Genomic DNA, 24,611 nt, shown 5'->3' on the forward strand with positions numbered 1-24,611 from the left:
TCCTTCTATTTCAATGTGCGGCAGGCGTCGTGCCCGCGGCGTTGGGTTGTGGACTCGTAACGGCGTCCACCACGCGCTCCATCTGCATGAAGCGCGAGCCTTTCACGAGAAGCGTTGCAGCAGCGCCGAAGCCGGCCTGCTGCAGTTGCGCGACCAGAGCGCCGACATCGGCGACGTGGTGCGCGCCCGCGCCGTACGCGGTGCAGGCGTCGCGCGAGGCGTCGCCCATCGCATACAGCGCGTCGATACCGCGCTCTTTCGCATACGCGCCGATTTCGCGATGAAACGCCGGGCCGTTGTCGCCGACTTCGCCCATGTCGCCCATCACGAGCACACGCGGCGACGCGCGCGACGCGAGCACATCGATCGCGGCGCGCATCGAGTCGGGATTCGCGTTGTAGGTGTCGTCGATCACGGTTGCACCCGCGAGCGTGCCGAGCGCGGCCTGCTTGACCTGCAGGCGGCCCTTCACCGCGCCGAACGATTCGAGGCCGCGCTGGATCGCGTCGAGCGACACACCCGCGGCGAGTGCAGCCGCGGTCGCCGCGAGCGCGTTGTGCGCGTTGTGATTGCCGAGCACCTGCAACGTGACGTCGACGTGGCCTTGCGGCGTGTCGATTGAAAGGCGCTTGCCGTCGAACGTGCCCTTCACCGCGGCTTCGGTCGTGCGCTCCGCGCTGTTCAACGCGAAATCGATGATGCGATTGCCGGTGGCGGCGACGCGCCAGATGCTCGCGTACGCGTCGTCGGCGGGGAACACGGCCGTGCCTTGCGGCGACAGCGCGTGAATCACGCTGGCGTGTTCGAGCGCGACCGCCTCGACGGTCGCCATGAATTCCTGGTGCTCGCGCTGCGCGTTGTTCACGACCGCGACCGTCGGTTCGGCGAGCTTCGCGAGCAGTTCGGTTTCGCCCGGATGGTTCATGCCGAGCTCGACCACCGCGAGCCGATGCGCGGCATGCAGACGGAACAGCGTGAGCGGCAGGCCGATGTCGTTGTTGAAATTGCCTGCGGTGGCGAGACGCGCATCGGTGCCGACCGCGGCCGCGAAGATCGACGCGATCATTTCCTTGACGGTGGTCTTGCCGTTGCTGCCCGTGACCGCGACGAGCGGCATATCGAACTGACGACGCCAGCCGCGCGCGAGCGCGCCGAGCGCTTCGCGCGTGTCGGCGACGCGGATCGCGGGCACGCTCCAGTTCTCCGGCGTACGCGCGACGAGCACGGCAGCGACGTTGCGCTCAGCGACTTGCGACAGGAAGTCGTGCGCGTCGAAACGATCGCCCTTGATCGCAATGAACAGATCGCCGGGGCCGGCGCTGCGGCTGTCGGTCGACACGCGTTCGAAGCGCACGCTGTCGTCGCCGGTGACGGTTGCGCCAGGAATCTGCGCGGCGGCTGCGCGTAGCGAGAACATCGTCATTCGCCACCTCCGCGAGTTTGTGTCGCCCGTGCGGCGAGCGCGAGGCGGGCATGGTCCTGATCGGAGAAAGCGCGTTTCTTGCCCATGATTTCCTGTGTCGCTTCGTGCCCCTTGCCGGCCAGCACGATCACGTCTTCACGCGCGGCGCCGCGGATCGCCTGCAGGATCGCGCTCGCGCGGTCCTCGATGCGGCGTGCCTTCGAGGCGTCCTGCATGCCCGTGGCGATCTGCTCGATGATCGCGAGCGGATCTTCACTGCGCGGGTTGTCGCTCGTCACGACGACGTTGTCCGCGAGCCGCTCGGCGATCGCACCCATCAGCGGACGCTTGGTCGCATCGCGGTCGCCGCCGCAGCCGAACATGCAGACGAGTTCGCCGCCGCGCGCGGCCGCGATCGGACGCAGCGCTTCGAGCGTTTTTTCGAGCGCATCGGGCGTGTGCGCGTAATCGATCACGACGAGTGGTTCATCGTTCTGCAGGCGGCCGCCCAAACGCTGCATACGGCCGTTCACCGATTCGAGCTTCGCGAGTTCGGCGAGCGCCACGTCGAACCGCACGTCGGCGGCGAGCAGCACGCCGAGCACCGCGAGCAGATTGCTGACGTTGAAGAGGCCGAGCGTTTGCACTTCGACTTCGGCATTGCCCCAGTCCGACGTGTTCAGATGAAACGCGGTGCCGGCTGCGGTGGCGCGCACGTTCGATGCGGTGAGCCACGCGTCGGCTTGCGGTGTGTCTTTCGCGTGAGCGTTGCCTTGCCCGGACTCGATGCCATAGGCGATCGTGCGCGCGTGACCACGCGTGCTCGCGAGCAAACGCCGGCCGGCGGCGTCGTCGCGATTGATCACGGCTGCGCGTAACCCGGGCCATGCGAACAGGCGCGTCTTGGCGGTCTCATAGGCCTCGAACGTGCCGTGATAGTCGAGATGGTCCTGCGTCAGGTTCGTGAACACCGCGACGTCGAACGCGGTGCCGTTCACGCGCCCTTGATGCAGCGCATGCGACGACACTTCCATTGCCACCGCCTGCGCGCCCGCGTCGCGCAACTGCGCGAGGCTCCGTTGCAATTGCGGTGCGTCGGGCGTCGTGAAGCCGGTGTGCACGAGCTGGCCAACGAGGCCGGTGCCAAGCGTGCCGACGATCGCGCAGCGCGTGCCGAGCGCGGACAGCGCCGCGGCGATCCACTGGCTGCACGAAGTCTTGCCGTTCGTGCCGGTGATGCCGACCGCGAGCATCGCGTCGCTCGGATCGCGATACCACGCGCTCGCGATCGTGCCGGCGAGTTCGTTCAACGCCGGCACCGCGTGCGCGACGGACGCATCGAGCGTGCCGCCGAAGCCTTCGGGTTGCACGAGCACGGCGGCCGCGCCGCGCTCGATCGCGGCGTCGATGAACGCGCGGTTGTCCGCGCCTTCGACCGCGTACGCGAGAAACGCGTCGCCGGCCGCGAGTGAGCGCGTGTCGGCGTGCAAATGCGCGCCCGGCTGCACGTGCGCATGCAGCCAGGCGAGGGCGTCGGCAATCTGCCGGTGCGCTGGATGTTGCTCGCGCAGCGCGCTCATCGCTCGACTCCTGGATGATTTTTCGGGTTGGCGGAAATGGTCATTTTCTTCACGCCGGGACTCGTTGACAGCTTGTTCGCGTCGGACTGCGTGGCCGGCGCGCTGGGCGCGGGCGGCGTCGAATCGTCGGACACGACCGTCTGCTTGACTGGCATGTCAGGCGGCACGTTCAGCGCGCGCAGCGTATCGCCGACGATGCCCGAGAACACCGGGCCCGACACCTGGCCGCCGAAGTGGCTGCCGGCGGTCGGTTCGTCGACTGACACCGCGACGACGATGCGCGGATTCGGCATCGGCGCCATGCCCACGAACGACGCGCGATATTTGGAGTGGTCGTAGCCGTGCGGCCCGTGCTTGTACGCGGTACCGCTCTTGCCGCCGACGCGATAGCCGGGCACCGCCGCGTCCGGCGACGTGCCTTGCGGCGACACGACGGTTTCGAGCATCGCGCGCACTTCACGCGCGGTGGTCGGCGAAAAGATCTGCGGACCGGTGGCCGGCTGGTTGCCCGGCGTATGGAAAATCGTCACCGGCATGATTTCGCCGTCGTGCGCGATCGACGTGTACGCGCGGCCGAGCTGGAATAGCGATACCGACAAGCCGTAGCCGTACGACATCGTCGCCTGCTCGATGCGGCGCCAGCTCTTCCACGGACGCAGACGGCCCGCCGCCGCGCCCGGAAAACCGACCTTCGGCGCCTGGCCGAGACCGATACTGGTGTACATGTTCCACATCTCTTCGGGCCGCAGCTGCATCGCGATCTTGGTCGCGCCGATGTTGCTCGACTTCTGGATCACGCCGCCGACCGTCAGCACGCCGAAGCCGCTGTCGTCGGTGATCGGCGCGCCGTCGAGTACGAAATGACCGTTGCCCGTATCCACCAGTGTAGTCGGCGTCACGCGGTGCAGATCGAGCGCGAGCGACACCGTGAACGGCTTCATGATCGAGCCCGGCTCGAACGTGTCGGTCAGGATGCGGTTGCGCAGCTGGTCGCCGGTCAGGTGCGAGCGGTCGTTCGGGTTGTAGGTCGGGTAATTGACGAGCGCGAGCACTTCGCCGGTGCGCACGTCGATCACCATCGCCGCGCCGGCCTTCGCCTTGAATTTCTCGACGGCGGCTTTCAGGTTCGTATAGGCGATGTACTGGATCTTGCTGTCGATCGACAGATCGACATCCTGCCCGTTGTGCGGCACGACCTGCTCGTCCACGTCCTCGATGATGTGGCCGATCCGGTCCTTGATCACGCGACGGCTGCCCGACATGCCCGCGAGCAGCTTCTGGTCGCCAAGCTCGACGCCTTCCTGGCCCTCGTCCTCGACGTTGGTGAAGCCGATCAGGTGAGCGGTGATCTCGCCTTCCGGATAGAAGCGCTTGTACTCATCGCGCGAGTAAATGCCGGGGATGTCGAGCGCGACGACTTTGTCGGCGACGTCCACCGGCACCTGGCGCTTCACGTAGACGAAGGTCTTGTCCTCCGACAGCTTCGCACGCAGCTCCTTGGTGGTCATGCCGAGCAGCTTGCCGAGCGCGTCGAGCTTGTCGGCGCCGAGGTCGTCCGGCACCGATTCGGGAATCGCCCAGATCGCGCGCACCGGCAGACTCGTGGCGAGCACGAGGCCGTTGCGGTCGAGAATCTTGCCGCGCGTGGCCGGCATGTCGATGCGGCGCTGATAGCGGATTTCACCCTGCTTCAGATAGAACGCGTTGCCCGGGCCCTGAATCCAGAACGCGCGCGCGGCGAGCGCGACGAACGCCATGAACAGCAAAAACACCACGAGCTTCGAGCGCCACATCGGCAGGCGCACCGACAGGATCGGGTTGGCCGAAAACGCGACGCTCTTGCGCGCCGACGATTTTTTCATCGCGTGCCTCCGCGACGGGTCGCGAGCGGCGCCGGGGCCGGAGCGGAAGTCGGGATGGGGGCGTCGATCGCCGTCGCGGCACCCGGGTCGAGCGTCAGGTACTGGGTGCGGCCCGTGGTGACCGATTGCATCTTCAGCGAGGCGGTGGCGGACTGCTCGATGCGCGATGTTTTGGACAGCGCGCTCTGCTGATATTGAAGCTGCGAATAGTCCTGCTGCAGCTGACGCTCCTGCGACTGTGCGCGCTGCAGCTGGATAAAGTTCTGACGCTGCTGATTGGTCGCGTTGACGACGGACAAGGCACAGCCCATCACGATGATCAGCAGGAAGATATTGAGGCGGTTCATGGCGCGATCCGCTCCGCCACGCGCATCACGGCAGAACGGGCGCGCGGGTTGTCGGCGACTTCAGCGTCGCTGGCGAATACACGGCCGATGATCTTGAGCGGAGGGCTCGGCAGGTCGACCGCGCGGATCGGCAGACGGCGGTCGACCGCCGGCGTGCTTGCGTGCGCCTGCATGAATCGCTTGACGATACGGTCCTCGAGCGAATGAAAGCTGATGACCACCAGCCGCCCCCCTTGCTCCAACAACGACAACGCTGCTTCTAGAACGACTTGCAGCTCCGCAAGCTCTTGATTGACGTGAATCCGTATAGCCTGAAAGGTGCGGGTTGCCGGGTCCTTGCCCTTCTCACGGGTTTTGACGACGTTAGCCACGATTTGGGCAAGCTCGCCCGTGCTGACGAGAGGCCCAAGACGGTCGGACTCTGCCCGGCGAGCAACAAGCGCCTTTGCAATCTGAAAAGCAAACCGTTCTTCCCCATAATCTCGTATCACCTCCGTCAGTTCCTGCACCGTGGCCCGCGCGAGCCAGTCAGCCGCGGACTCGCCGCGCGTCGGGTCCATCCGCATATCGAGCGGGCCGTCGGCGCGAAAGCTGAAGCCCCGCTCCGGATCGTCGACTTGCGGCGACGACACGCCAAGATCCAGCAACACGCCCGACACACGCCCTACCCCGCGCTCCGCCATCGCGGCGCGCAGTGAAGCAAAACTCTCGTGCACGATGGCAAAGCGCGGATCGGCGATCTTCTGCGCCGTCGCGATCGCAAGCGGATCCTTGTCGAACGCGATCAGCCGCCCTGCTTCACCGAGCCGCTCCAGCACGAGGCGGCTATGGCCGCCACGGCCAAACGTGCCGTCCACATACGTGCCGTCGGCGCGCGTGACCAGCGCATCGACCGCTTCGTTAAGCAGCACCGTGCGATGCTGCAATTCGTTTCCCATCGCAGGTGCCATATCAGTTAGCCGCGATCAGAACGTGAAGTCTTTCAACGCGTCGGGCATGCCCTCGGCGATCGCCGCCTGTTCCTTCGCGGCGTAGATCTGTGCATCCCACAACTCGAAGTGACGCCCCATGCCCAGCAAGGTCACTTCTTTCTCCAGCGAACCAGCCGCGCGCAACTCCGGCGACACGAGCACCCGGCCTGCGCCGTCCATATCCACATCCATTGCATTGCCGAGAAAAATGCGCTTCCACCAGGCCGCGTTCATTGGGAGCTTGTCGACCTTGTCGCGGAAGAGTTCCCATTCGGGGCGCGGAAAGAGCAACAGGCAGCCGTCCGGGTGCTTGGTGATCGTCACCCGGCCCTCTGCCTGTGTTTGCAGCGCATCCCGATAACGAGAGGGAATCGACATCCGCCCTTTCGCATCGAGCGTCAGCGCCGACGCCCCTTGGAACACTTTGCTCTCCCCTGTTGCGACGCCGTTTTGCGCCGCTCGCCCGGTACGTGAAAATCTACCCGAAAGTGATCTCGACAACACACAAAAATACACTTTCTCACACTGTCTCCCACTTTAGAGGAACGCTAAACACGGGTCAAGGGAGCGACTCGCTTTTCGAGCGGATTTTGTTTGCTAGAACAAGGACTTAGCGCGACTCCTTCACGTCCCGTATAAAACGGAAAACCGTTATAAATTAATGGGCTAGTGCAACTTGTGAAGGTAATACGTGAAAAGTGCGGGGAAACCGCGCGGATTGAAAGAGATCGTTAAGGCGGCTGGAAGGAAAAAACCAGTGCTGCGCAGACGGATGACGAGCGGCGCGCATGGCGCCGTCCCACTTATGACAAATGCATTGAGCGAGCGTTGCGACGATACCTGCAGTACTCCGGTCGGCGATATGAATCGCCTGAAAGACTCAAATGTAATAAGCGGTGCGCGTCATCACCTTCGACATCGCCCGCATCAACGCACGCGCTGGAAACGGCAATTCGATGCCGCCCGCGTCCATCGCGGCCTTGCCGTGCTGCGCTTCATCGATGCGCATCTGCTCGACGATCGCTCGCGATTCATGGTCCGCGGCGGGCAGCTGATCGAGATGACTGTCGAGATGCTGTTCGACCTGGCGCTCCGTTTCGGCCATGAAGCCGAGACTCACGCGATCGCCGAGACGTCCCGCGGCCAGACCGATCGTGAGCGCGCCGGTGTACCACAGCGGATTGAGCAGACTCGGACGGGAGTCGAGCGCTTCGAGGCGTTTGGCGGTCCACGCGAGATGATCTTCTTCTTCCGACGCAGCGTGATCGAACATGGCTCGCAACGAGGGGGAGCGGGTGGCGAGTTTCTGGGCCTGGTAAAGCGCCTGCGCGCACACCTCGCCGACGTGGTTCACACGCATCAAACCAGCCGCGTGCGCGCGCTCGGCGGGGGAGAGTTCGGGCGCCCCGGCCGTCGCCGCGGAGGCCTGCGGAAGCGGTAGCGGACGGCTCATCCGCGACACTCCTGTCAGCGAGCGTAAACCCCGATCAAACTCACCAATCAACTCATCCAGCAACATAAAACGCTCCCTGATTCGAGAACCGCCGCATCGATCCGGAAGGTCCGCGCGACAGGGCTTGGGGTGACGAAACCCGCTGCCCGACAAGTAGGAATCCGCATGAAATTGGCGGTTAATTTGAGATTCTAGACCATGTTGCGTAAACGAAACAGCGGCCTTCCGGAGGGTCTCCTTTTGCTTTGTCCCATGTATGCCTTTTGCTACATTACGTGCCAACTTCTCGCGAAGTTGGATAAGCAAGGCCGTCGGCACCAACAAAATATTTCGGCTTGCAAAAAGATTCGTAATCCTTGGAGATTATTCGATGAAAAAGTCGCTTCTCGCTCTCGCGGCATTGGGCGCGTTCGCAGGCGTCGCACATGCGCAGAGCAGTGTGACCCTGTACGGCATCGTTGACGTTGGTATCAACATGAACACCAACTCGGGCGGCAGCCATCTGTACAACATGTCCAGCGGCGTCCTGCAAGGCTCGCGTTTCGGCCTGCGCGGCACGGAAGATCTGGGCGGCGGTCTGAAGGCCCTGTTCGTCCTGGAAAACGGCTTTGACTTGACCAACGGCAAGCTCGGTCAAGGCGGCCTGATGTTCGGCCGTCAGGCATACGTCGGTCTGCAGAGCGACTTCGGCACGGTCACGTTGGGTCGTCAGTACGACTCCGTCGTAGACTACGTGGGCCCGTTCGAAGTGGGTGATCAGTGGGGCGGCTACATCGCCGCTCACCCGGGCGATATCGACAACTTCAACAACGCATATCGCACCAACAACACGATCAAGTACACGAGCAACAACTACAACGGCCTGACGTTCGGCGGCACGTATAGCTTCGGCGGCACCGCTGGCGACTTTACGCACAACCAGATCTGGTCGTTGGGTGCTGGCTACGCCAACGGTCCGTTGCAATTGGGCGTTGGTTACCTGAACGCGCGTACTCCGGCAGCATCGGGCGGTATCTTCAACAACGGCGGCACAATCGCGACGAACACGCTGGCCACCGCGACCGCTGCGGCTAACTTCGCCGTGACGAGCCCGGTGTACGTCGGCTTCTCGTCGGCTAACACGTACCAGGTCATCGGCGCGGGCGGTGCGTACACGTTCGGCGCGGCAACCATCGGCCTGACATATTCGAACATCCAGTTCGGCAATCTCGGCAAGACGTTCGCGTCGCCGTTCACGGGCCAGAAGGCAACGTTCAACAACGCCGAAATCAACTTCAAGTATCAGTTGACCCCGGCACTGCTGGTCGGCGCAGCGTATGACTACACGCGCGGCGAGCAGATCGAAGGTAACTCGCGCGCTCAGTACCATCAGGGCGCGCTGGGCGTGGACTACTTCCTGTCCAAGCGTACCGACGTCTACCTGATCGGCGTGTACCAGCACGCTCTGGGCGACACCGTCAACGCAGCGGGTGAGGTGGTCGCAGCAACGGCAGCCATCAACAACCTGACCGGTTCGACGACCAACAACCAGTTCGCGGCCCGCGTCGGTATCCGCCACAAGTTCTAATAAGTCGTAAAAACGCAGTTCGTCTCAAAGGCGCCTTCGGGCGCCTTTTTTTGCGCGCGGGTTTTGCGTGCGCAATAAAAAGCCCGGCGCACTTTCGTGCGCCGGGCTCTTCTCCTTGCTCGCTTAAGCCCTTCCGTCGCGCAACTCGCGGCGCAAGATCTTGCCGACATTGCTCTTCGGTAGCTCGGTGCGGAATTCAACGACCTTGGGCCGCTTGTAGCCGGTCAATTGCGTCTTGCAATACGCGAAGATCTGTTCGTCAGTCAGCGACGGATCCTTCTTCACGACGAACAGCTTCACCGCCTCGCCCGAATGCTGATCGGGCACGCCGACCGCCGCGACTTCGAACACACCCGGCAGCTTGGCGACGACGTCCTCGACTTCGTTCGGATACACGTTGAAGCCGGACACCAGAATCATGTCCTTCTTGCGATCGACGATCTTCACGAAGCCGTCCGCACCCATGACGCCGACGTCGCCCGATTTGAAAAAGCCGTCCGCCGTCATCACCTTGGCGGTCTCGTCGGGGCGGTTCCAGTATCCCGCCATCACCTGCGGGCCGCGGATGCAGATCTCGCCGGGCTGGCCGGGCGGTACTTCGTTGCCTTCGTCGTCGCGGATGGAGACTTCGGTCGACGGCAGCGGCAGGCCGATCGTGCCGTTGTACTCTGTGGCGGTGACGGGATTGCACGTCACGCACGGCGACGTTTCCGACAGCCCGTAGCCTTCGACAATCGGCGTGCCCGTGAGCTCGAACCACCGCTTCGCGACCGCCTCCTGCACCGCCATGCCGCCGCCGTTCGCGGTCAACAGCTTCGAGAAGTCCAGTTTGTGGAAGTCGGGGCTGTTCAACATCGCGTTGTAGAGCGTATTGACGGCGGGAATCGTCGTGATTGCATATCCCTCGAGCGACTTGATCATGCCGGGGATATCGCGCGGATTCGGAATCAGCACGCCGAGACCACCGGTGCGAATCGTCAGCAGCCCGCACACGGTCAGCGCGAACACGTGATACAGCGGCAACGCGACGACGGTAATGAACTGATCGATATCCGTGCGGTTCGCGCGCACCGGATTGAGCCAGACCTCCGACTGCAGCACGTTCGCGATCAGGTTCCGATGCAGCAGCGTCGCACCCTTGGCCACGCCGGTGGTGCCGCCTGTGTACTGCAGGAACGCGACATCGTCAGGCCCCTGCTGGACTGGCTTGAACGTCAGGCGCGCGCCCTGCGCGACCACGTCGTTGAACTTGACGTGCCCAGGCAGGCTCCACGCCGGCACCATCTTCTTCACCTTGCGCACGACGAAGTTGACGAGCGGACCTTTGATGCCCAGCAGATCGCCCATCGCCGCGACGACCACATGCTTGACCGCCGTATTGCGCACGATTGCCTGCAAGGTGCCCGCGAAATTCTCGAGCAGGATGATCGCCTCAGTGCCGCTGTCCTTGAGTTGATGTTCGAGTTCGCGCGGCGTGTAGAGCGGATTCACGTTCACCACCACATAGCCCGCGCGCAGGATCGCGGCGATCGCGACCGGATATTGCAGCACGTTCGGCATCATGATCGCGACGCGCGCGCCACGGGCGAGACCCTGCGATTGCAGCCACGCCGCGAGATTGCGCGAAAGCTCGTCGAGTTCGCCGTAGCTGATCTCTTTGCCCATACAAACGAACGCCGGTTTCGCGCGGTGTTCGCGAAAGGCCTCCTCGAGCAACTCGGCCACCGACGCATAGCGCGTCGGGTCGATCTCTGCGGGAACGCCGGGCGGATAAGATTTCAGCCAGATTTTCTCCATGCAGCGTCTCCTTATTTATTTTCGAATGGTCGTGCTAAAACGCATCGTAGCATGCGGATATTGTGGCCAATGACTAAGGCGACGAGGTTAGACGGCAGCCTCGAACTTGCGAGGCCCCCGTCCGCATCAATGTGCTCAGGCCCGCTCGACTTCGACGAGACAGTCATAAAACGTCGCGGACCCGCCGAGATCGGTGAGCGCCTGGCTCGTCAACTGGTTGGCGTTGCGGCCGTCCGGCGCGAGCTTCTTCCACCAGATCGACAATCCGACGACCAACCCTTCGCGCGCCCGGTCGGTCACGCGGGCGCGCGCCTGCATCGAGCCGCGGTCATTGAAGATACGCACCTGATCGCCGTCGCCGATGTCGCGTGCGTGCGCGTCGGCCGGGTGGATGTCCAGATGCGGCTCACCTTCCGTGGCGCGCAGACTCTCGATGTTCACGAAGGTGCTGTTCAGGAAGTTGCGCGCCGGCGGTGAAATCATCGCGAGCGGATAGCGGGCGGCCAGTTCGGGCGCGCCGTCGGCCGATTCGTAGGGTGGCAGGTAGTCCGGCAACGGGTCGAGGCCCTGTTGGGCAAGACGCTCGCTGTAGAACTCGCACTTGCCGGATGGCGTGCGGAAGCCGCCGTCGGCGAACGGCGCGTCGGGCAGATTGAGCTGGGCCCAGCCGGCTTGCTTCAGGGTCGGCCAGTCGACACCTTCCAGCGTCTTGTCGTCCCAGCGAAATGCGGCTTGCGCGACGGCTTCGTCGCTGTCGAAGAGTGCCGGTTCCGTCAAGCCCATGCGGCGCGCAAGGCCACGGAAGATGTCGGTATTCGGGCGCGCGTCGCCGAGCGGCGCGATGGCAGGCAGGTTGACCATCACGTGCGTGTGCCCGTATGACTTGTGCACGTCGAGATGCTCGAGCTGTGTCGTGGCGGGCAGCAGCAGGTCGGCATAATCCGCCGTGTCGGTCTGGAAATGCTCGAGCACGACCGTGAACAGATCCTCGCGCGCAAAGCCGACCGCGACGCGTTCGGAGTCGGGCGCGACCGCGACCGGATTCGAGTTGTAGACGACGATCGCCTCGACCTTGGGGCCGAACGTGGCGTCGCCCGGATGGAGCAACGCGTCGCCGATCGCGTTCATATTGATCACACGGCTGGGCTTCGACGGCCAGCCGGGCATCAGGTCAGGACGCTGCAACGCGTGCGAGTCGACCGGCGCCCAGCCGCTCGACGACAACAGCGCCCCACCGGCACGCTCGCGCCATGCGCCCGTCAGCGACGGCAGACACGCGATCGCGCGCACCGCATTGCCTCCGCCCCGCACTCTCTGCAGACCGTAGTTCAGGCGGATCGCGGTTTTCTTCGTGCCGCCGTAAAGTCGCGCAAGATCGGTGATCTCCTGCTCTGCAATCCCACAAATTTCACTAACACGCGACAGCGGATAGGTGAGCGCGCGCCCCTTCAAGTCGGCGAAGCCCAGCGTATGCGCGGCGATGTATTCATGGTCGAGCAGATCATCGGTGATCAGGACGTTCATGATGCCGAGCGCGAGAGCGGCGTCTGTACCTGGCTTCAGCGCGATGTGCTGATGGCATTTCTCCGCGGTCAGCGAGCGATATGGATCGATTGCGATCAGCCGCGCGCCGCGACGCTTGGCTTCCTGCGCGCGCGTCCAGAAATGCAGATTCGATGCGATCGGGTTGGACCCCCAGATCAGGATCACCTCGCTCTCGGCGAAAAACTCGGTATGCATGCCGATGCCGGCGCCGTACGTGTATTTGAGGCCAGCGGCGCCGGCGGCCGCGCAAATCGTGCGATCCAGCTGCGATGCGCCAAGCGTGTGGAAGAAGCGTTGCGCGATGCTGTCGCCCTGCACCAGGCCCATCGTGCCCGCGTAGCTGTAGGGGAGAATCGCTTCCGGTGCACGACGCGCGATTTCACCGAGGCGGATTGCGGCAAGGTCGAAGGCTTCGTCCCAGCTGATCGGCTCGAAGCGGCCCTCGCCCTTGCGGCCGACGCGCTTCATCGGCGTCGTCAGTCGGTTCGGATGGTACACACGCTCCGCGTAGCGGCTGACCTTCGTGCAGAGCACGCCTTGTGTCGGCGGATGGTCGGGATCGCCGACGACCTTGATCGCCCGTCCGTTGTCGACGGTCACGCGCATCGCGCAGGTGTCGGGGCAATCGTGCGGGCACACGGCGCGCGCGAATTCGATCGGGGCGTTCATGGGCAATCTGTCCTGGCTAGCAGTGAGCGGTCGGGCAAAGTGGAATTTTATTACGTCAATAGGCCGCCGACCTTGGCGGTGCCGCCAAAAACGCCTTCGGCGTAGAATGAATTATCCGAAGTGCCTGGGCCGACCTGGTCCGTAGCGATCTCGTGCTAGTCACGCACAAACGCATCCTCACCCCATCATGAAACTCATTCCCGAAATTCAAGCCGCTCACGGCGAAATCCAGACCCTTCGGCGAACCATCCATGCCCACCCGGAACTGCGCTACGAAGAGACGGCGACCGCCGATCTCGTCGCGCGTTCGCTCGAGTCCTGGGGCATCGAGACTCACCGTGGTCTGGGTAAGACGGGCGTGGTCGGCGTGTTGAAACGCGGCAACGGCTCACGTGCGATTGGTCTGCGCGCCGATATGGATGCACTGCCGATCCAGGAGCTCAACACCTTCGATCATCGCTCGACAAACGACGGCAAGATGCACGCGTGCGGGCATGACGGACACACGGCGATGCTGCTCGGCGCCGCGCACTATCTGGCCAAACACGGTGATTTCGACGGCACGATCGTGTTCATTTTCCAGCCGGCCGAAGAAGGCGGTGCCGGCGCGAAGGCAATGATCGACGATGGCTTGTTCACCAACTTCCCCGTGGACGCGGTGTTCGGCATTCACAACTGGCCAGGCATGCCGGCGGGCCACTTCGGCGTGACGGAAGGCCCGATCATGGCGTCGAGTAACGAATTTCGCGTCGAAATCAAGGGCGTTGGCTCGCATGCGGCGCTGCCGCATAATGGCCGCGATCCGGTCTTTACGGCGGTGCAAATCGCTAGCGGGCTGCAAAGCATCATCACGCGAAACAAAAAGCCGCTCGATACCGCCGTGTTGTCGATTACGCAGATCCACGCCGGCGATGCGGTCAATGTCGTGCCGAACGACGCATGGATCGGAGGGACCGTGCGGACCTTCACCACCGAAACGCTCGACCTGATCGAGTCGCGCATGCGCAAGATCGCGCAGTGCACGGCCGAGGCATACGATTGCTCCGTCCAGGTCCACTTCCACCGGAACTATCCGCCGACGATCAACAGCAGCGAGGAAGCGCATTTTGCCGCGTCGGTCATGAAGGAGATCGTGGGCGCGGAAAACGTCGATGACGCAGTGGAACCGACCATGGGCGCCGAGGATTTTTCGTTCATGCTCCTGGAGAAACCGGGTTGCTATGCGTTCCTAGGCAACGGCGATGGCGGCCACCGCGAAGCCGGTCACGGCGCGGGCCCTTGCATGCTGCACAACGCGAGTTATGACTTCAACGACGAGCTATTGCCGGTGGGGTCGACGTATTGGGTTCGACTGGCACAGAGGTTTCTCGCGCAAAAGAAGTAGAGAGATAATGAAGCATTGAGGCGGGCGGATGCGTTGCTCGCTTCGATGCTTTTTGTATCGCGCACTCGAACTGCAGGGCCACGCTTTTCGTTCGTGTTCAGTCGAACACGTCATCTGCTTCGATGACGGCCGCGTAAACGCAGAAACCCCACCGCGAGGGGTGGGGTTTCTGACTGGGTAGGGAGCCTGACGATTACCTACTTTCACACGGGCAATCCGCACTATCATCGGCGTGGAGTCGTTTCACGGTCCTGTTCGGGATGGGAAGGGGTGGGACCGACTCGCTATGGTCATCAGGCATGACGGGTTGCTGCGTCGCTACGGGTGAGCGCCACAGCCAATCGGGAAGAAGCGTAAAGGATTCGTGTGTGGGGGTTGTGCTGTTTCTGGCACAACATGGATCTCAACCGGTGAAACCCACCGGTTATAGGATCAAGCCTTACGGGCAATTAGTATCAGTTAGCTCAGTACATTACTGTACGTGCACACCTGACCTATCAACGTCCTGGTCTTGAACGACCCTTCAAGGGGCTCGAAGCCCCGGGGATATCTCATCTTAAGGCGAGTTTCCCGCTTAGATGCTTTCAGCGGTTATCTCTTCCGAACATAGCTACCCGGCGATGCCACTGGCGTGACAACCGGTACACCAGAGGTTCGTCCACTCCGGTCCTCTCGTACTAGGAGCAGCCCCCTTCAAATATCCAGCGCCCACGGCAGATAGGGACCAAACTGTCTCACGACGTTTTAAACCCAGCTCACGTACCTCTTTAAATGGCGAACAGCCATACCCTTGGGACCGGCTACAGCCCCAGGATGAGATGAGCCGACATCGAGGTGCCAAACACCGCCGTCGATATGAACTCTTGGGCGGTATCAGCCTGTTATCCCCAGAGTACCTTTTATCCGTTGAGCGATGGCCCTTCCATACAGAACCACCGGATCACTATGACCTGCTTTCGCACCTGTTCGACTTGTCAGTCTCACAGTCAAGCACGCTTATGCCATTGCACTATCAGCACGATTTCCGACCGTACCTAGCGTACCTTCGTACTCCTCCGTTACACTTTGGGAGGAGACCGCCCCAGTCAAACTGCCTACCATGCACTGTCCCCGACCCGGATCACGGGCCAAGGTTAGAACCTCAAACAGATCAGGGTGGTATTTCAAGGACGGCTCCACGCAGACTGGCGTCCACGCTTCATAGCCTCCCACCTATCCTACACAGACCGGTTCAAAGTCCAATGCAAAGCTACAGTAAAGGTTCATGGGGTCTTTCCGTCTAGCCGCGGGGAGATTGCATCATCACAAACACTTCAACTTCGCTGAGTCTCGGGAGGAGACAGTGTGGCCATCGTTACGCCATTCGTGCAGGTCGGAACTTACCCGACAAGGAATTTCGCTACCTTAGGACCGTTATAGTTACGGCCGCCGTTTACCGGGACTTCAATCAGGAGCTTGCACCCCATCATTTAATCTTCCGGCACCGGGCAGGCGTCACACCCTATACGTCCACTTTCGTGTTTGCAGAGTGCTGTGTTTTTATTAAACAGTCGCAGCCACCAGTTTATTGCAACCCCTTCACCCTCTGCGCGCAGGCGCATCAAGCTACCAGGGCGTACCTTATCCCGAAGTTACGGTACCAATTTGCCGAGTTCCTTCTCCCGAGTTCTCTCAAGCGCCTTAGAATACTCATCTCGCCCACCTGTGTCGGTTTGCGGTACGGTCACTGTGAAACTGAAGCTTAGAGGCTTTTCCTGGAACCCCTTCCAGTTGCTTCGCTTCCGAAGAAGCTCGCGCCACACCCTTGAGTCCTGTGCCCGGATTTGCCAAAGCACCCTCTTCAATGCAGCGACCGGGACTTCCAACACCCGGACAACCTTCCGCGATCCGTCCCCCCATCGCATTTCACAATGGTGCAGAAATATTAATCTGCTTCCCATCAGCTACGCATTTCTGCCTCGCCTTAGGGGCCGACTCACCCTACGCCGATGAACGTTGCGTAGGAAACCTTGGGCTTACGGCGAGGGGGCCTTTCACCCCCTTTATCGCTACTCATGTCAGCATTCGCACTTCCGATACCTCCAGCACACTTTCCAGTGCACCTTCGCAGGCTTACGGAACGCTCTCCTACCATGCGTGCAAAGCACGCATCCGCAGCTTCGGTATATGGCTTAGCCCCGTTACATCTTCCGCGCAGGACGACTCGATCAGTGAGCTATTACGCTTTCTTTAAAGGGTGGCTGCTTCTAAGCCAACCTCCTGACTGTTTTAGCCTTCCCACTTCGTTTCCCACTTAGCCATATTTGGGGACCTTAGCTGGCGGTCTGGGTTGTTTCCCTCTTGACACCGGACGTTAGCACCCGATGTCTGTCTCCCGTGATTGCACTCTTCGGTATTCGGAGTTTGCTATGGCGTAGTAATCCGCAATGGACCCCACAACCATGACAGTGCTCTACCCCCGAAGGTGATACACGAGGCACTACCTAAATAGTTTTCGGAGAGAACCAGCTATTTCCAGGTTTGTTTAGCCTTTCACCCCTATCCACAGCTCATCCCCTAACTTTTCAACGTTAGTGGGTTCGGTCCTCCAGCACGTGTTACCGTGCCTTCAACCTGGCCATGGATAGATCACCTGGTTTCGGGTCTACACCCAGCGACTGGACGCCCTGTTCGGACTCGCTTTCGCTACGCCTGCCCTAATCGGTTAAGCTCGCCACTGAATGTAAGTCGCTGACCCATTATACAAAAGGTACGCCGTCACCCCTTGCGAGGCTCCGACTGTTTGTATGCATGCGGTTTCAGGATCTGTTTCACTCCCCTCCCGGGGTTCTTTTCGCCTTTCCCTCACGGTACTGGTTCACTATCGGTCGATCACGAGTATTTAGCCTTGGAGGATGGTCCCCCCATCTTCAGACAGGATTTCACGTGTCCCGCCCTACTTGTCGTACACCCAGTTCTTTCATAATGTTTTCGCCTACGGGGCTATCACCCGCTATGGCCGCACTTTCCAGAGCGTTCGGCTAACACTACAAATAAAGAGTACAGGCTGGTCCCATTTCGCTCGCCACTACTCTGGGAATCTCGGTTGATTTCTTTTCCTGCGGTTACTTAGATGTTTCAGTTCACCGCGTTCGCTTCGCGTAGCCTATGGATTCAGCTACGGATACTCCATTAGGAGTGGGTTTCCCCATTCGGACATCGACGGATCAAAGCTCGTTTGCCAGCTCCCCGTCGCTTTTCGCAGGCTACCGCGTCCTTCATCGCCTGTGATCGCCAAGGCATCCACCACATGCACTTGTTCGCTTGACCCTATAACGGGTGAGTCTCTCTCGAAACGCACTGCGTTACAGGTTGAGTATTCGTGTTGCGCCGTATTCCAAAGCGATCTCTCGATCACTTAAAAATACATCGATACAATCACAACCCTGATTCACCTACTCACGCGCCCATCTCTAAGCACGCTTTCGTGAATCTCTTTACTACTTCTTCCTGATTGTTAAAGAACGACAGCCGATAGCGGGTTGCCCCGTACCGCTCTGACTGGCTCAATCGCCAATGCCAAGTACTCAGCAGCACTTCCTGCTGAACCCTTGGCATTGAAGATTGGTGGAGGATGACGGGATCGAACCGACGACCCCCTGCTTGCAAAGCAGGTGCTCTCCCAGCTGAGCTAATCCCCCAGTCATACACAGATAGTTACCTGTCACTCCGGGGTGGACCAGTCAGCACCACAGACAAGACAGTGGTGGGTCTGGATGGATTCGAACCATCGACCCCCGCCTTATCAAGACGGTGCTCTAACCGACTGAGCTACAGACCCCTGAGTCTGTCTGCGTTTCTTCTTCTAACCACAGCCGATAAGCGTGAGCACTTGCGCAGCAATGCGTAGCTCTGGAAAGGAGGTGATCCAGCCGCACCTTCCGATACGGCTACCTTGTTACGACTTCACCCCAGTCATGAATCCTACCGTGGTGACCGTCCTCCTTGCGGTTAGACTAGCCACTTCTGGTAAAACCCACTCCCATGGTGTGACGGGCGGTGTGTACAAGACCCGGGAACGTATTCACCGCGGCATGCTGATCCGCGATTACTAGCGATTCCAGCTTCACGCACTCGAGTTGCAGAGTGCGATCCGGACTACGATCGGTTTTCTGGGATTGGCTCCACCTCGCGGCTTGGCAACCCTCTGTTCCGACCATTGTATGACGTGTGAAGCCCTACCCATAAGGGCCATGAGGACTTGACGTCATCCCCACCTTCCTCCGGTTTGTCACCGGCAGTCTCCCTGGAGTGCTCTTGCGTAGCAACTAGGGACAAGGGTTGCGCTCGTTGCGGGACTTAACCCAACATCTCACGACACGAGCTGACGACAGCCATGCAGCACCTGTGTTATGGCTCCCTTTCGGGCACCCCCACCTCTCGGCAGGGTTCCATACATGTCAAGGGTAGGTAAGGTTTTTCGCGTTGCATCGAATTAATCCACATCATCCACCGCTTGTGCGGGTCCCCGTCAATTCCTTTGAGTTTTAATCTTGCGACCGTACTCCCCAGGCGGTCAACTTCACGCGTTAGCTACGTTACCAAGCCAATGAAGGCCCGACAACCAGTTGACATCGTTTAGGGCGTGGACTACCAGGGTATCTAATCCTGTTTGCTCCCCACGCTTTCGTGCATGAGCGTCAGTATTGACCCAGGGGGCTGCCTTCGCCATCGGTATTCCTCCACATCTCTACGCATTTCACTGCTACACGTGGAATTCTACCCCCCTCTGCCATACTCCAGCGATGCAGTCACCAATGCAGTTCCCAGGTTAAGCCCGGGGATTTCACATCGGTCTTACATCACCGCCTGCGCACGCTTTACGCCCAGTAATTCCGATTAACGCTCGCACCCTACGTATTACCGCGGCTGCTGGCACGTAGTTAGCCGGTGCTTATTCTTCCGGTACCGTCATCCCCCGGCCATATTAGGACCAGGGATTTCTTCCCGGACAAAAGTGCTTTACAACCCGAAGGCCTTCTTCACACACGCGGCATTGCTGGATCAGGCTTGCGCCCATTGTCCAAAATTCCCCACTGCTGCCTCCCGTAGGAGTCTGGGCCGTGTCTCAGTCCCAGTGTGGCTGGTCGTCCTCTCAGACCAGCTACAGATCGTCGGCTTGGTAGGCCTTTACCCCACCAACTACCTAATCTGCCATCGGCCGCCCCTGCAGCGCGAGGTCTTGCGATCCCCCGCTTTCCTCCTCAGAGCGTATGCGGTATTAATCCGGCTTTCGCCGGGCTATCCCCCACTCCAGGACACGTTCCGATGTATTACTCACCCGTTCGCCACTCGCCACCAGACCGAAGTCCGTGCTGCCGTTCGACTTGCATGTGTAAGGCATGCCGCCAGCGTTCAATCTGAGCCAGGATCAAACTCTTCAGTTCAAACCTGTTACTGTTTTCGGGCTCTCTCGAACCCGGTCGCTCACTCAACGTACTGACGAAGTGTCCAGCCATCTTCCGATGACCAGACCTTCCTTTCATTACTGTGTGAGGCTTCTGATACTTTTGCCATGCAGCAGATTCCTCAGAATCCGCCGCCGCACTCCGCATCAAGCGCCCACACTTATCGGCTGTTAGTTTTTAAAGATCGGTCCGCACCACCCGCCGCACCTGAACTACCCGGCACCGCTTCGTTTGCGTCGCTGCGTCTGCAGCAGAGAAACGGAATTATGAACAACTTCCGCCAGATCGTCAACAGGTTTTTATCACTCGCCTGACCTGCCCACGCCGCTGAAGTCCCCGCCATCCAAGGCTTCCCGCTTCCCCCGTGCCCGGCATCCGGTGCACGAAAGAGCGGGATTCTAGTCGCCGTCACCGGGACTTGCAAGCGATATTTTGACAAGCGTATTAACGGTGCTTGAAAACCGCTTTGCGCTTCTCGACGAACGCCGCCATGCCCTCTTTCTGGTCTTCGGTAGCGAAGAGCGAATGGAACAAACGGCGTTCGAAATGCACACCCTCCGCAAGCGTCGTTTCATAGGCGCGGTTGACCGACTCCTTGATCATCATCACTGCCGGCAGTGGGAACTCCGCAATGGTCGTGGCCGCGGCGACCGCTTCGTCAAGCAGCGATGCCGCCGGGATCACGCGCGAAACCAGTCCAGCGCGCTCCGCTTCGGCGGCATCCATGAAGCGGGCTGTCAAACAAAGGTCCATCGCCTTTGTTTTTGACACCGCGCGCGGCAACCGCTGCGTGCCGCCAGCGCCCGGCATGATGCCGAGCTTGATCTCCGGTTGACCGAACTTCGCAGTGTCGGCAGCGAAAATGATGTCGCACATCATCGCCAGTTCGCAGCCGCCACCGAGCGCAAAGCCCGCCACTGCGGCAATGATCGGCTTACGGATAGAGCGAACCGTTTCCCAATTGCGCGTGATGTAGTCACCCTTGTATACATCCATATAGGTGTACGACGCCATCATGCCGATGTCCGCGCCGGCCGCGAACGCTTTCTCGCTGCCCGTCACGACGATTGCGCCAATCGCCTCGTCGGCGTCGAACCCACGCAGCGCGGCGCCCAGTTCGTCCATCAGTGCGTCGTTCAGCGCATTCAGAGCCTTCGGACGATTCAGCGTGATCAGTCCAACCCGCCCCCGCGTTTCAACCAGAATGTTTTCATAAGCCATGCCGCCTCCGTAAGGGTTAATCGCACGCCAAAAACGCTTCGCGCATCGTTCATAGTGATGCTACCATTCGCCAACCAACCGGTCGGTCAATTATTCGACAGGTTTTCCCCAACGCACAGTCGAGCCCTTCTTTGCCATGACACATCCGCTATTCACCAAGCACGAAGACACGCTGCACAAAGCGCTCGCCGCGCTCGAAACGCGCGGCTACTGGAGCCCGTTCGTCGAGATGCCTAGTCCGAAAGTGTACGGGGAAACAGCCAACGCGGACGGCGAAGCCGCGTTCAATGCGCTTCTCAACAAGACGTTCGACCTGGACCAACCGTCGACTGGAGAAACCGTCGGCGCGGAAGTCTCGCCGTTTGGCTTTCCGCTCGGTGTGCGTTACCCGAAAGCCGACCCGAACGCGCTCATCGCCGCGTCCACCGAGGCGCAACGCGATTGGCGCGCGGCCGGCCCGCAGGCATGGATCGGCGTGAGCCTCGAAATCCTCGCGCGTCTGAATCGCGCCAGCTTCGAGATCGGCTACAGCGTGATGCACACAACCGGCCAGGCGTTCATGATGGCCTTCCAGGCCGGCGGCCCACACGCACAAGATCGCGCACTCGAAGCGGTTGCGTACGCCTGGGACCAGCTGCGCCGCATTCCAGCCAACGCGCATTGGGAAAAGCCGCAAGGCAAGAATCCGTCCCTCGCGATGCACAAGCGCTACACCGTCGTGCCGCGCGGCACCGGCCTCGTACTTGGCTGCTGCACATTCCCGACGTGGAACGGCTATCCGGGCCTGTTCGCCGATCTCGCAACCGGCAACACGGTCATCGTCAAGCCACATCCGGGCGCGATCCTGCCGCTCGCGCTGACGGTGCGCATCGCGCGTGAGGTGTTGCGCGAAGCGGGCTTCGATCCGAACGTCGTCATGCTGCTCGCCACCGACCCGAACGACGGCGCCCTCGTCCAGCAACTGGCCCTGCGCCCCGAGATCAAGCTAATCGACTTCACGGGCAGCACCCAGAACGGCACCTGGCTCGAACGCAACGCGCATCAGGCGCAGGTCTACACGGAGAAGGCCGGCGTCAACCAGATCGTGATCGACTCGGTCGAGGACATCAAGGCGGCCGCGCGCAACATCGCGTTCTCGCTGGCGCTGTATTCGGGCCAGATGTGCACCGCGCCGCAAAACATCTACGTGCCGCGCGACGGCATTGGCACCGCGGACGGCACGTTCAGCTTCGACGATGTCGCCCAGGCGCTTGCCGGTGCGGTGCAAAAGCTCGTCGCCGATCCGGCCCGCGTCGTCGAACTGCTCGGCGCGATCCAGAATGAAAGCGTCGTGCAACGCGTCGACGAAGCCGCCAAGCTCGGCCGCGTTCTCGTCGCGAGCCAGACGCTCGAGCATTCATCCTTTCCGGGCGCTCGCGTTCGCACGCCGCTCGTATTGCAACTCGACGCCGCGACCGACCGTGCCCAGTTCACGAGAGAATGGTTCGGGCCGATTTCGTTCGTCATCGCGACGGACTCGACCGCGCAGTCGCTCGACCTCGCGGGCGAAATTGCCGCCGAGCACGGAGCACTGACCCTGTCGGTCTACAGCACGGACGACGGGGTGCTCGACGCCGCGCACGAAGCGTCGATTCGCGGCGGCGTCGCGTTGTCGATCAATCTGACCGGTGGTGTGTTCGTCAACCAGTCCGCGGCGTTCTCGGACTTTCACGGCACCGGCGCCAACCCGGCCGCCAATGCCGCGCTGGCCGATGCCGCTTTCGTCGCCAATCGCTTCCGTGTCGTTCAAAGCCGCGTTCATGTTGAACCGAAAACGGCGCCGGCGGTAGCTGGCTGAATGGCATAAGACACAGCGTCAGTACAGCGCACGATTTCGTCCTATGCCTTTCGGCAGATGGACCAGATCGTGCGCTCTCACTAACATCGAACATCGGATCGGCATCACGCGCCGACGTAGTCGTGCAACCGTGCCCATCGGTCAACGAGACTCTGAGGAGACACCCCATGTCATATGAAGCGATCCGGCTGGACATCGACTCATCGAGCCACGTCGCCACGATCACGCTTAATCGCCCGGACAAGCTCAACAGCTTCACGCGCGCGATGCATCAGGAACTCTGCGCCGCGCTCGATCGGGTCGAAACGTCTGGCGCGCGTGCGCTCGTGTTGACCGGCGCGGGCCGTGGCTTCTGCGCCGGCCAGGACCTCGCCGACCTCGATTTCACGCCGGGCGCCATGACCGACCTCGGCGGCCTGATCGACCAATACTTCAATCCGCTAATCCGTCGTCTGCAGGCGCTGCCCCTTCCGGTGATCGCAGCGGTCAACGGCACGGCCGCCGGAGCGGGCGCCAATCTTGCGTTGGCCTGCGACCTCGTGCTCGCGGCACGCTCCGCGAACTTCATCCAGGCGTTCGTGAAGATCGGTCTCGTGCCGGATTCGGGCGGCACGTGGTTCCTGCCTCAACGCGTCGGCATGGCACGCGCGCTCGGGCTCGCGATCACCGGCGACAAGCTCAGTGCCGACAAAGCCGAAAGCTGGGGCTTGATCTGGCAAGTGTTTGACGACGCGGAACTCGCTCCGGCTGCGGCGAAACTCGCGACCCAACTTGCCCAGCAACCGACGCGCGCGATCGCCGCGATCAAGCAGGCGATGCGCGCGGGCGCGACGCAAACGCTCGACCAGCAACTCGATCTCGAGCGTGATCTGCAGCGCAAACTCGGCGCCTCAGACGATTACGCGGAAGGTGTGCAGGCATTTATCGAAAAGCGCGCGCCGCGCTTCGAGGGGCGTTGAGATGTCCACGCAAACCACCCGCCCCGACCAGATGACGCCCGACGAACTCGCCCGCGCGACGGCCGCCGCAATGTACGAAAACGATGCCTGCAGTCGCGCGCTCGGGCTCGAGATTCTCGAAGTGCGCCCCGGCTATGCGCGGCTGCGCATGGCGATACGCGATGACTTCCTGAACGGCCATCAAATCTGCCACGGCGGCCTGATCTTCACGCTCGCCGATTCGACCTTCGCATTCGCCTGCAACACCTACAACATCAATACGGTCGCGGCCGGCTGCTCGATCGAGTTTCTGCGGCCGGTCCGCGGCGGCGACGTACTCAGTGCCGAAGCGCTCGAGCAGACATTGAACGGGCGCACCGGCATCTACGATATCCGCGTAACGAATCGCGCCGGTGAAACCGTCGCGATGTTTCGCGGCAAATCGGCGCAAATCAAGGGCAACCTGATTTCCGCCGACGACTAACAGTTAGCGGCGGCCAACCGGAGCCGCCCTCACGGACAAGCGTCCGCCTGGTTTTCTGGCGCCAACGCGCCGCATATCAGACTCAGATACTGATGCAGCAAGGAGAC

The 24,611-nt window shown here is 61.4% G+C and carries 16 protein-coding genes, 2 tRNA genes and 3 rRNA genes; 6 read left to right on the forward strand and 15 right to left on the reverse strand.

Annotation, left to right across the window (positions count from 1 at the left end; genetic code table 11):
- Nucleotides 1-10: 10 nt before the first annotated feature.
- From L0U81_RS13810 to coq7, 7 genes are all read right to left on the reverse strand, one after another.
- Complete coding sequence (locus tag L0U81_RS13810; RefSeq protein ID WP_233803513.1) at nucleotides 11-1,423, reverse strand: UDP-N-acetylmuramoyl-tripeptide--D-alanyl-D-alanine ligase; 1,413 nt, start codon at nucleotides 1,421-1,423, stop codon at nucleotides 11-13.
- Entirely contained in the window at nucleotides 1,420-2,982 is a 1,563-nt protein-coding gene (locus L0U81_RS13815; protein WP_233803515.1) for a UDP-N-acetylmuramoyl-L-alanyl-D-glutamate--2,6-diaminopimelate ligase, read from the reverse strand. Before L0U81_RS13815 ends, L0U81_RS13810 begins: the two co-directional genes overlap by 4 nt.
- Nucleotides 2,979-4,844: a peptidoglycan D,D-transpeptidase FtsI family protein gene (locus tag L0U81_RS13820; protein WP_233803517.1), complete on the reverse strand. Its 1,866-nt coding sequence runs from the start codon at nucleotides 4,842-4,844 to the stop codon at nucleotides 2,979-2,981. Before L0U81_RS13820 ends, L0U81_RS13815 begins: the two co-directional genes overlap by 4 nt.
- Nucleotides 4,841-5,191, reverse strand: coding sequence for a cell division protein FtsL (ftsL, locus tag L0U81_RS13825; RefSeq protein WP_233803519.1), 351 nt, complete (start codon nucleotides 5,189-5,191; stop codon nucleotides 4,841-4,843). The genes L0U81_RS13820 and ftsL overlap by 4 nt, the downstream gene beginning before the upstream one ends.
- Entirely contained in the window at nucleotides 5,188-6,141 is a 954-nt protein-coding gene (rsmH, locus tag L0U81_RS13830; RefSeq protein ID WP_062124834.1) for a 16S rRNA (cytosine(1402)-N(4))-methyltransferase RsmH, read from the reverse strand. The genes ftsL and rsmH overlap by 4 nt, the downstream gene beginning before the upstream one ends.
- A 15-nt stretch (nucleotides 6,142-6,156) precedes the next feature.
- Entirely contained in the window at nucleotides 6,157-6,585 is a 429-nt protein-coding gene (gene mraZ / locus L0U81_RS13835; protein WP_233803521.1) for a division/cell wall cluster transcriptional repressor MraZ, read from the reverse strand.
- Nucleotides 6,586-7,042: 457 nt separating this feature from the next.
- Nucleotides 7,043-7,681 (reverse strand): 2-polyprenyl-3-methyl-6-methoxy-1,4-benzoquinone monooxygenase, encoded by a 639-nt coding sequence (gene coq7, locus L0U81_RS13840; RefSeq protein WP_233803523.1) that lies wholly within the window; start codon nucleotides 7,679-7,681, stop codon nucleotides 7,043-7,045.
- 304 nt (nucleotides 7,682-7,985) lie between these two features.
- Between coq7 and L0U81_RS13845 the strand changes: the two genes are divergently transcribed.
- Nucleotides 7,986-9,182, forward strand: coding sequence for a porin (locus tag L0U81_RS13845; protein WP_233803526.1), 1,197 nt, complete (start codon nucleotides 7,986-7,988; stop codon nucleotides 9,180-9,182).
- Nucleotides 9,183-9,305: 123 nt separating this feature from the next.
- Here L0U81_RS13845 and L0U81_RS13850 read toward each other — a convergent pair whose 3' ends face one another.
- Together L0U81_RS13850 and L0U81_RS13855 are read right to left on the reverse strand one after the other, a co-directional pair.
- A complete protein-coding gene (locus tag L0U81_RS13850; RefSeq protein WP_233803528.1) occupies nucleotides 9,306-10,979 on the reverse strand; it encodes a long-chain fatty acid--CoA ligase in 1,674 nt (557 codons plus the stop codon).
- A 135-nt stretch (nucleotides 10,980-11,114) separates the two neighbouring features.
- Entirely contained in the window at nucleotides 11,115-13,193 is a 2,079-nt protein-coding gene (locus L0U81_RS13855; RefSeq protein WP_233803530.1) for a molybdopterin-containing oxidoreductase family protein, read from the reverse strand.
- Between the two features lie 187 nt (nucleotides 13,194-13,380).
- Here L0U81_RS13855 and L0U81_RS13860 point away from each other — a divergent pair, with 187 nt between their 5' ends.
- Nucleotides 13,381-14,577, forward strand: a complete 1,197-nt coding sequence (locus L0U81_RS13860; protein ID WP_233803532.1) for a M20 aminoacylase family protein — start codon at nucleotides 13,381-13,383, stop codon at nucleotides 14,575-14,577.
- A 184-nt stretch (nucleotides 14,578-14,761) separates the two neighbouring features.
- On the opposite strand, the gene rrf is transcribed toward L0U81_RS13860, so the two are convergent.
- The 5 genes from rrf to L0U81_RS13885 form a co-directional block, all read right to left on the reverse strand.
- Nucleotides 14,762-14,875 (reverse strand): 5S ribosomal RNA (gene rrf, locus L0U81_RS13865).
- A gap of 130 nt (nucleotides 14,876-15,005) precedes the next feature.
- Nucleotides 15,006-17,886 (reverse strand): 23S ribosomal RNA (locus tag L0U81_RS13870).
- A gap of 295 nt (nucleotides 17,887-18,181) precedes the next feature.
- Nucleotides 18,182-18,257 (reverse strand) — tRNA-Ala (locus L0U81_RS13875).
- 63 nt (nucleotides 18,258-18,320) lie between these two features.
- Nucleotides 18,321-18,397, reverse strand: a tRNA-Ile gene (locus tag L0U81_RS13880).
- 75 nt (nucleotides 18,398-18,472) lie between these two features.
- Nucleotides 18,473-20,003: ribosomal RNA gene (locus L0U81_RS13885) — 16S ribosomal RNA — on the reverse strand.
- Together the 16S, 23S and 5S rRNA genes with 2 tRNA genes alongside form the textbook arrangement of a ribosomal RNA operon.
- Before the next feature lie 128 nt (nucleotides 20,004-20,131).
- Here L0U81_RS13885 and L0U81_RS13890 point away from each other — a divergent pair.
- Nucleotides 20,132-20,338: a hypothetical protein gene (locus L0U81_RS13890; RefSeq protein WP_233803533.1), complete on the forward strand. Its 207-nt coding sequence runs from the start codon at nucleotides 20,132-20,134 to the stop codon at nucleotides 20,336-20,338.
- 130 nt (nucleotides 20,339-20,468) lie between these two features.
- On the opposite strand, the gene L0U81_RS13895 is transcribed toward L0U81_RS13890, so the two are convergent.
- Entirely contained in the window at nucleotides 20,469-21,245 is a 777-nt protein-coding gene (locus L0U81_RS13895; protein WP_233803535.1) for an enoyl-CoA hydratase, read from the reverse strand.
- A 136-nt stretch (nucleotides 21,246-21,381) separates the two neighbouring features.
- On the opposite strand from L0U81_RS13895, the gene paaN reads away from it, so the two are divergent.
- The 3 genes from paaN (at nucleotide 21,382) to paaI (ending at nucleotide 24,504) form a co-directional block, all read left to right on the forward strand.
- Nucleotides 21,382-23,082, forward strand: coding sequence for a phenylacetic acid degradation protein PaaN (gene paaN, locus L0U81_RS13900; protein ID WP_233803537.1), 1,701 nt, complete (start codon nucleotides 21,382-21,384; stop codon nucleotides 23,080-23,082).
- A gap of 167 nt (nucleotides 23,083-23,249) precedes the next feature.
- The gene (gene paaG, locus L0U81_RS13905; RefSeq protein WP_233803538.1) at nucleotides 23,250-24,041 is read left to right on the forward strand and encodes a 2-(1,2-epoxy-1,2-dihydrophenyl)acetyl-CoA isomerase PaaG; all 792 of its coding nucleotides are present in this window, start codon (nucleotides 23,250-23,252) and stop codon (nucleotides 24,039-24,041) included.
- Nucleotide 24,042: 1 nt separating this feature from the next.
- Nucleotides 24,043-24,504, forward strand: a complete 462-nt coding sequence (gene paaI, locus L0U81_RS13910; protein ID WP_233803540.1) for a hydroxyphenylacetyl-CoA thioesterase PaaI — start codon at nucleotides 24,043-24,045, stop codon at nucleotides 24,502-24,504.
- The last annotated feature ends 107 nt before the right edge of the window (nucleotides 24,505-24,611 follow it).

This window comes from Paraburkholderia sp. HP33-1 (assembly GCF_021390595.1).
Classification (GTDB): domain Bacteria; phylum Pseudomonadota; class Gammaproteobacteria; order Burkholderiales; family Burkholderiaceae; genus Paraburkholderia.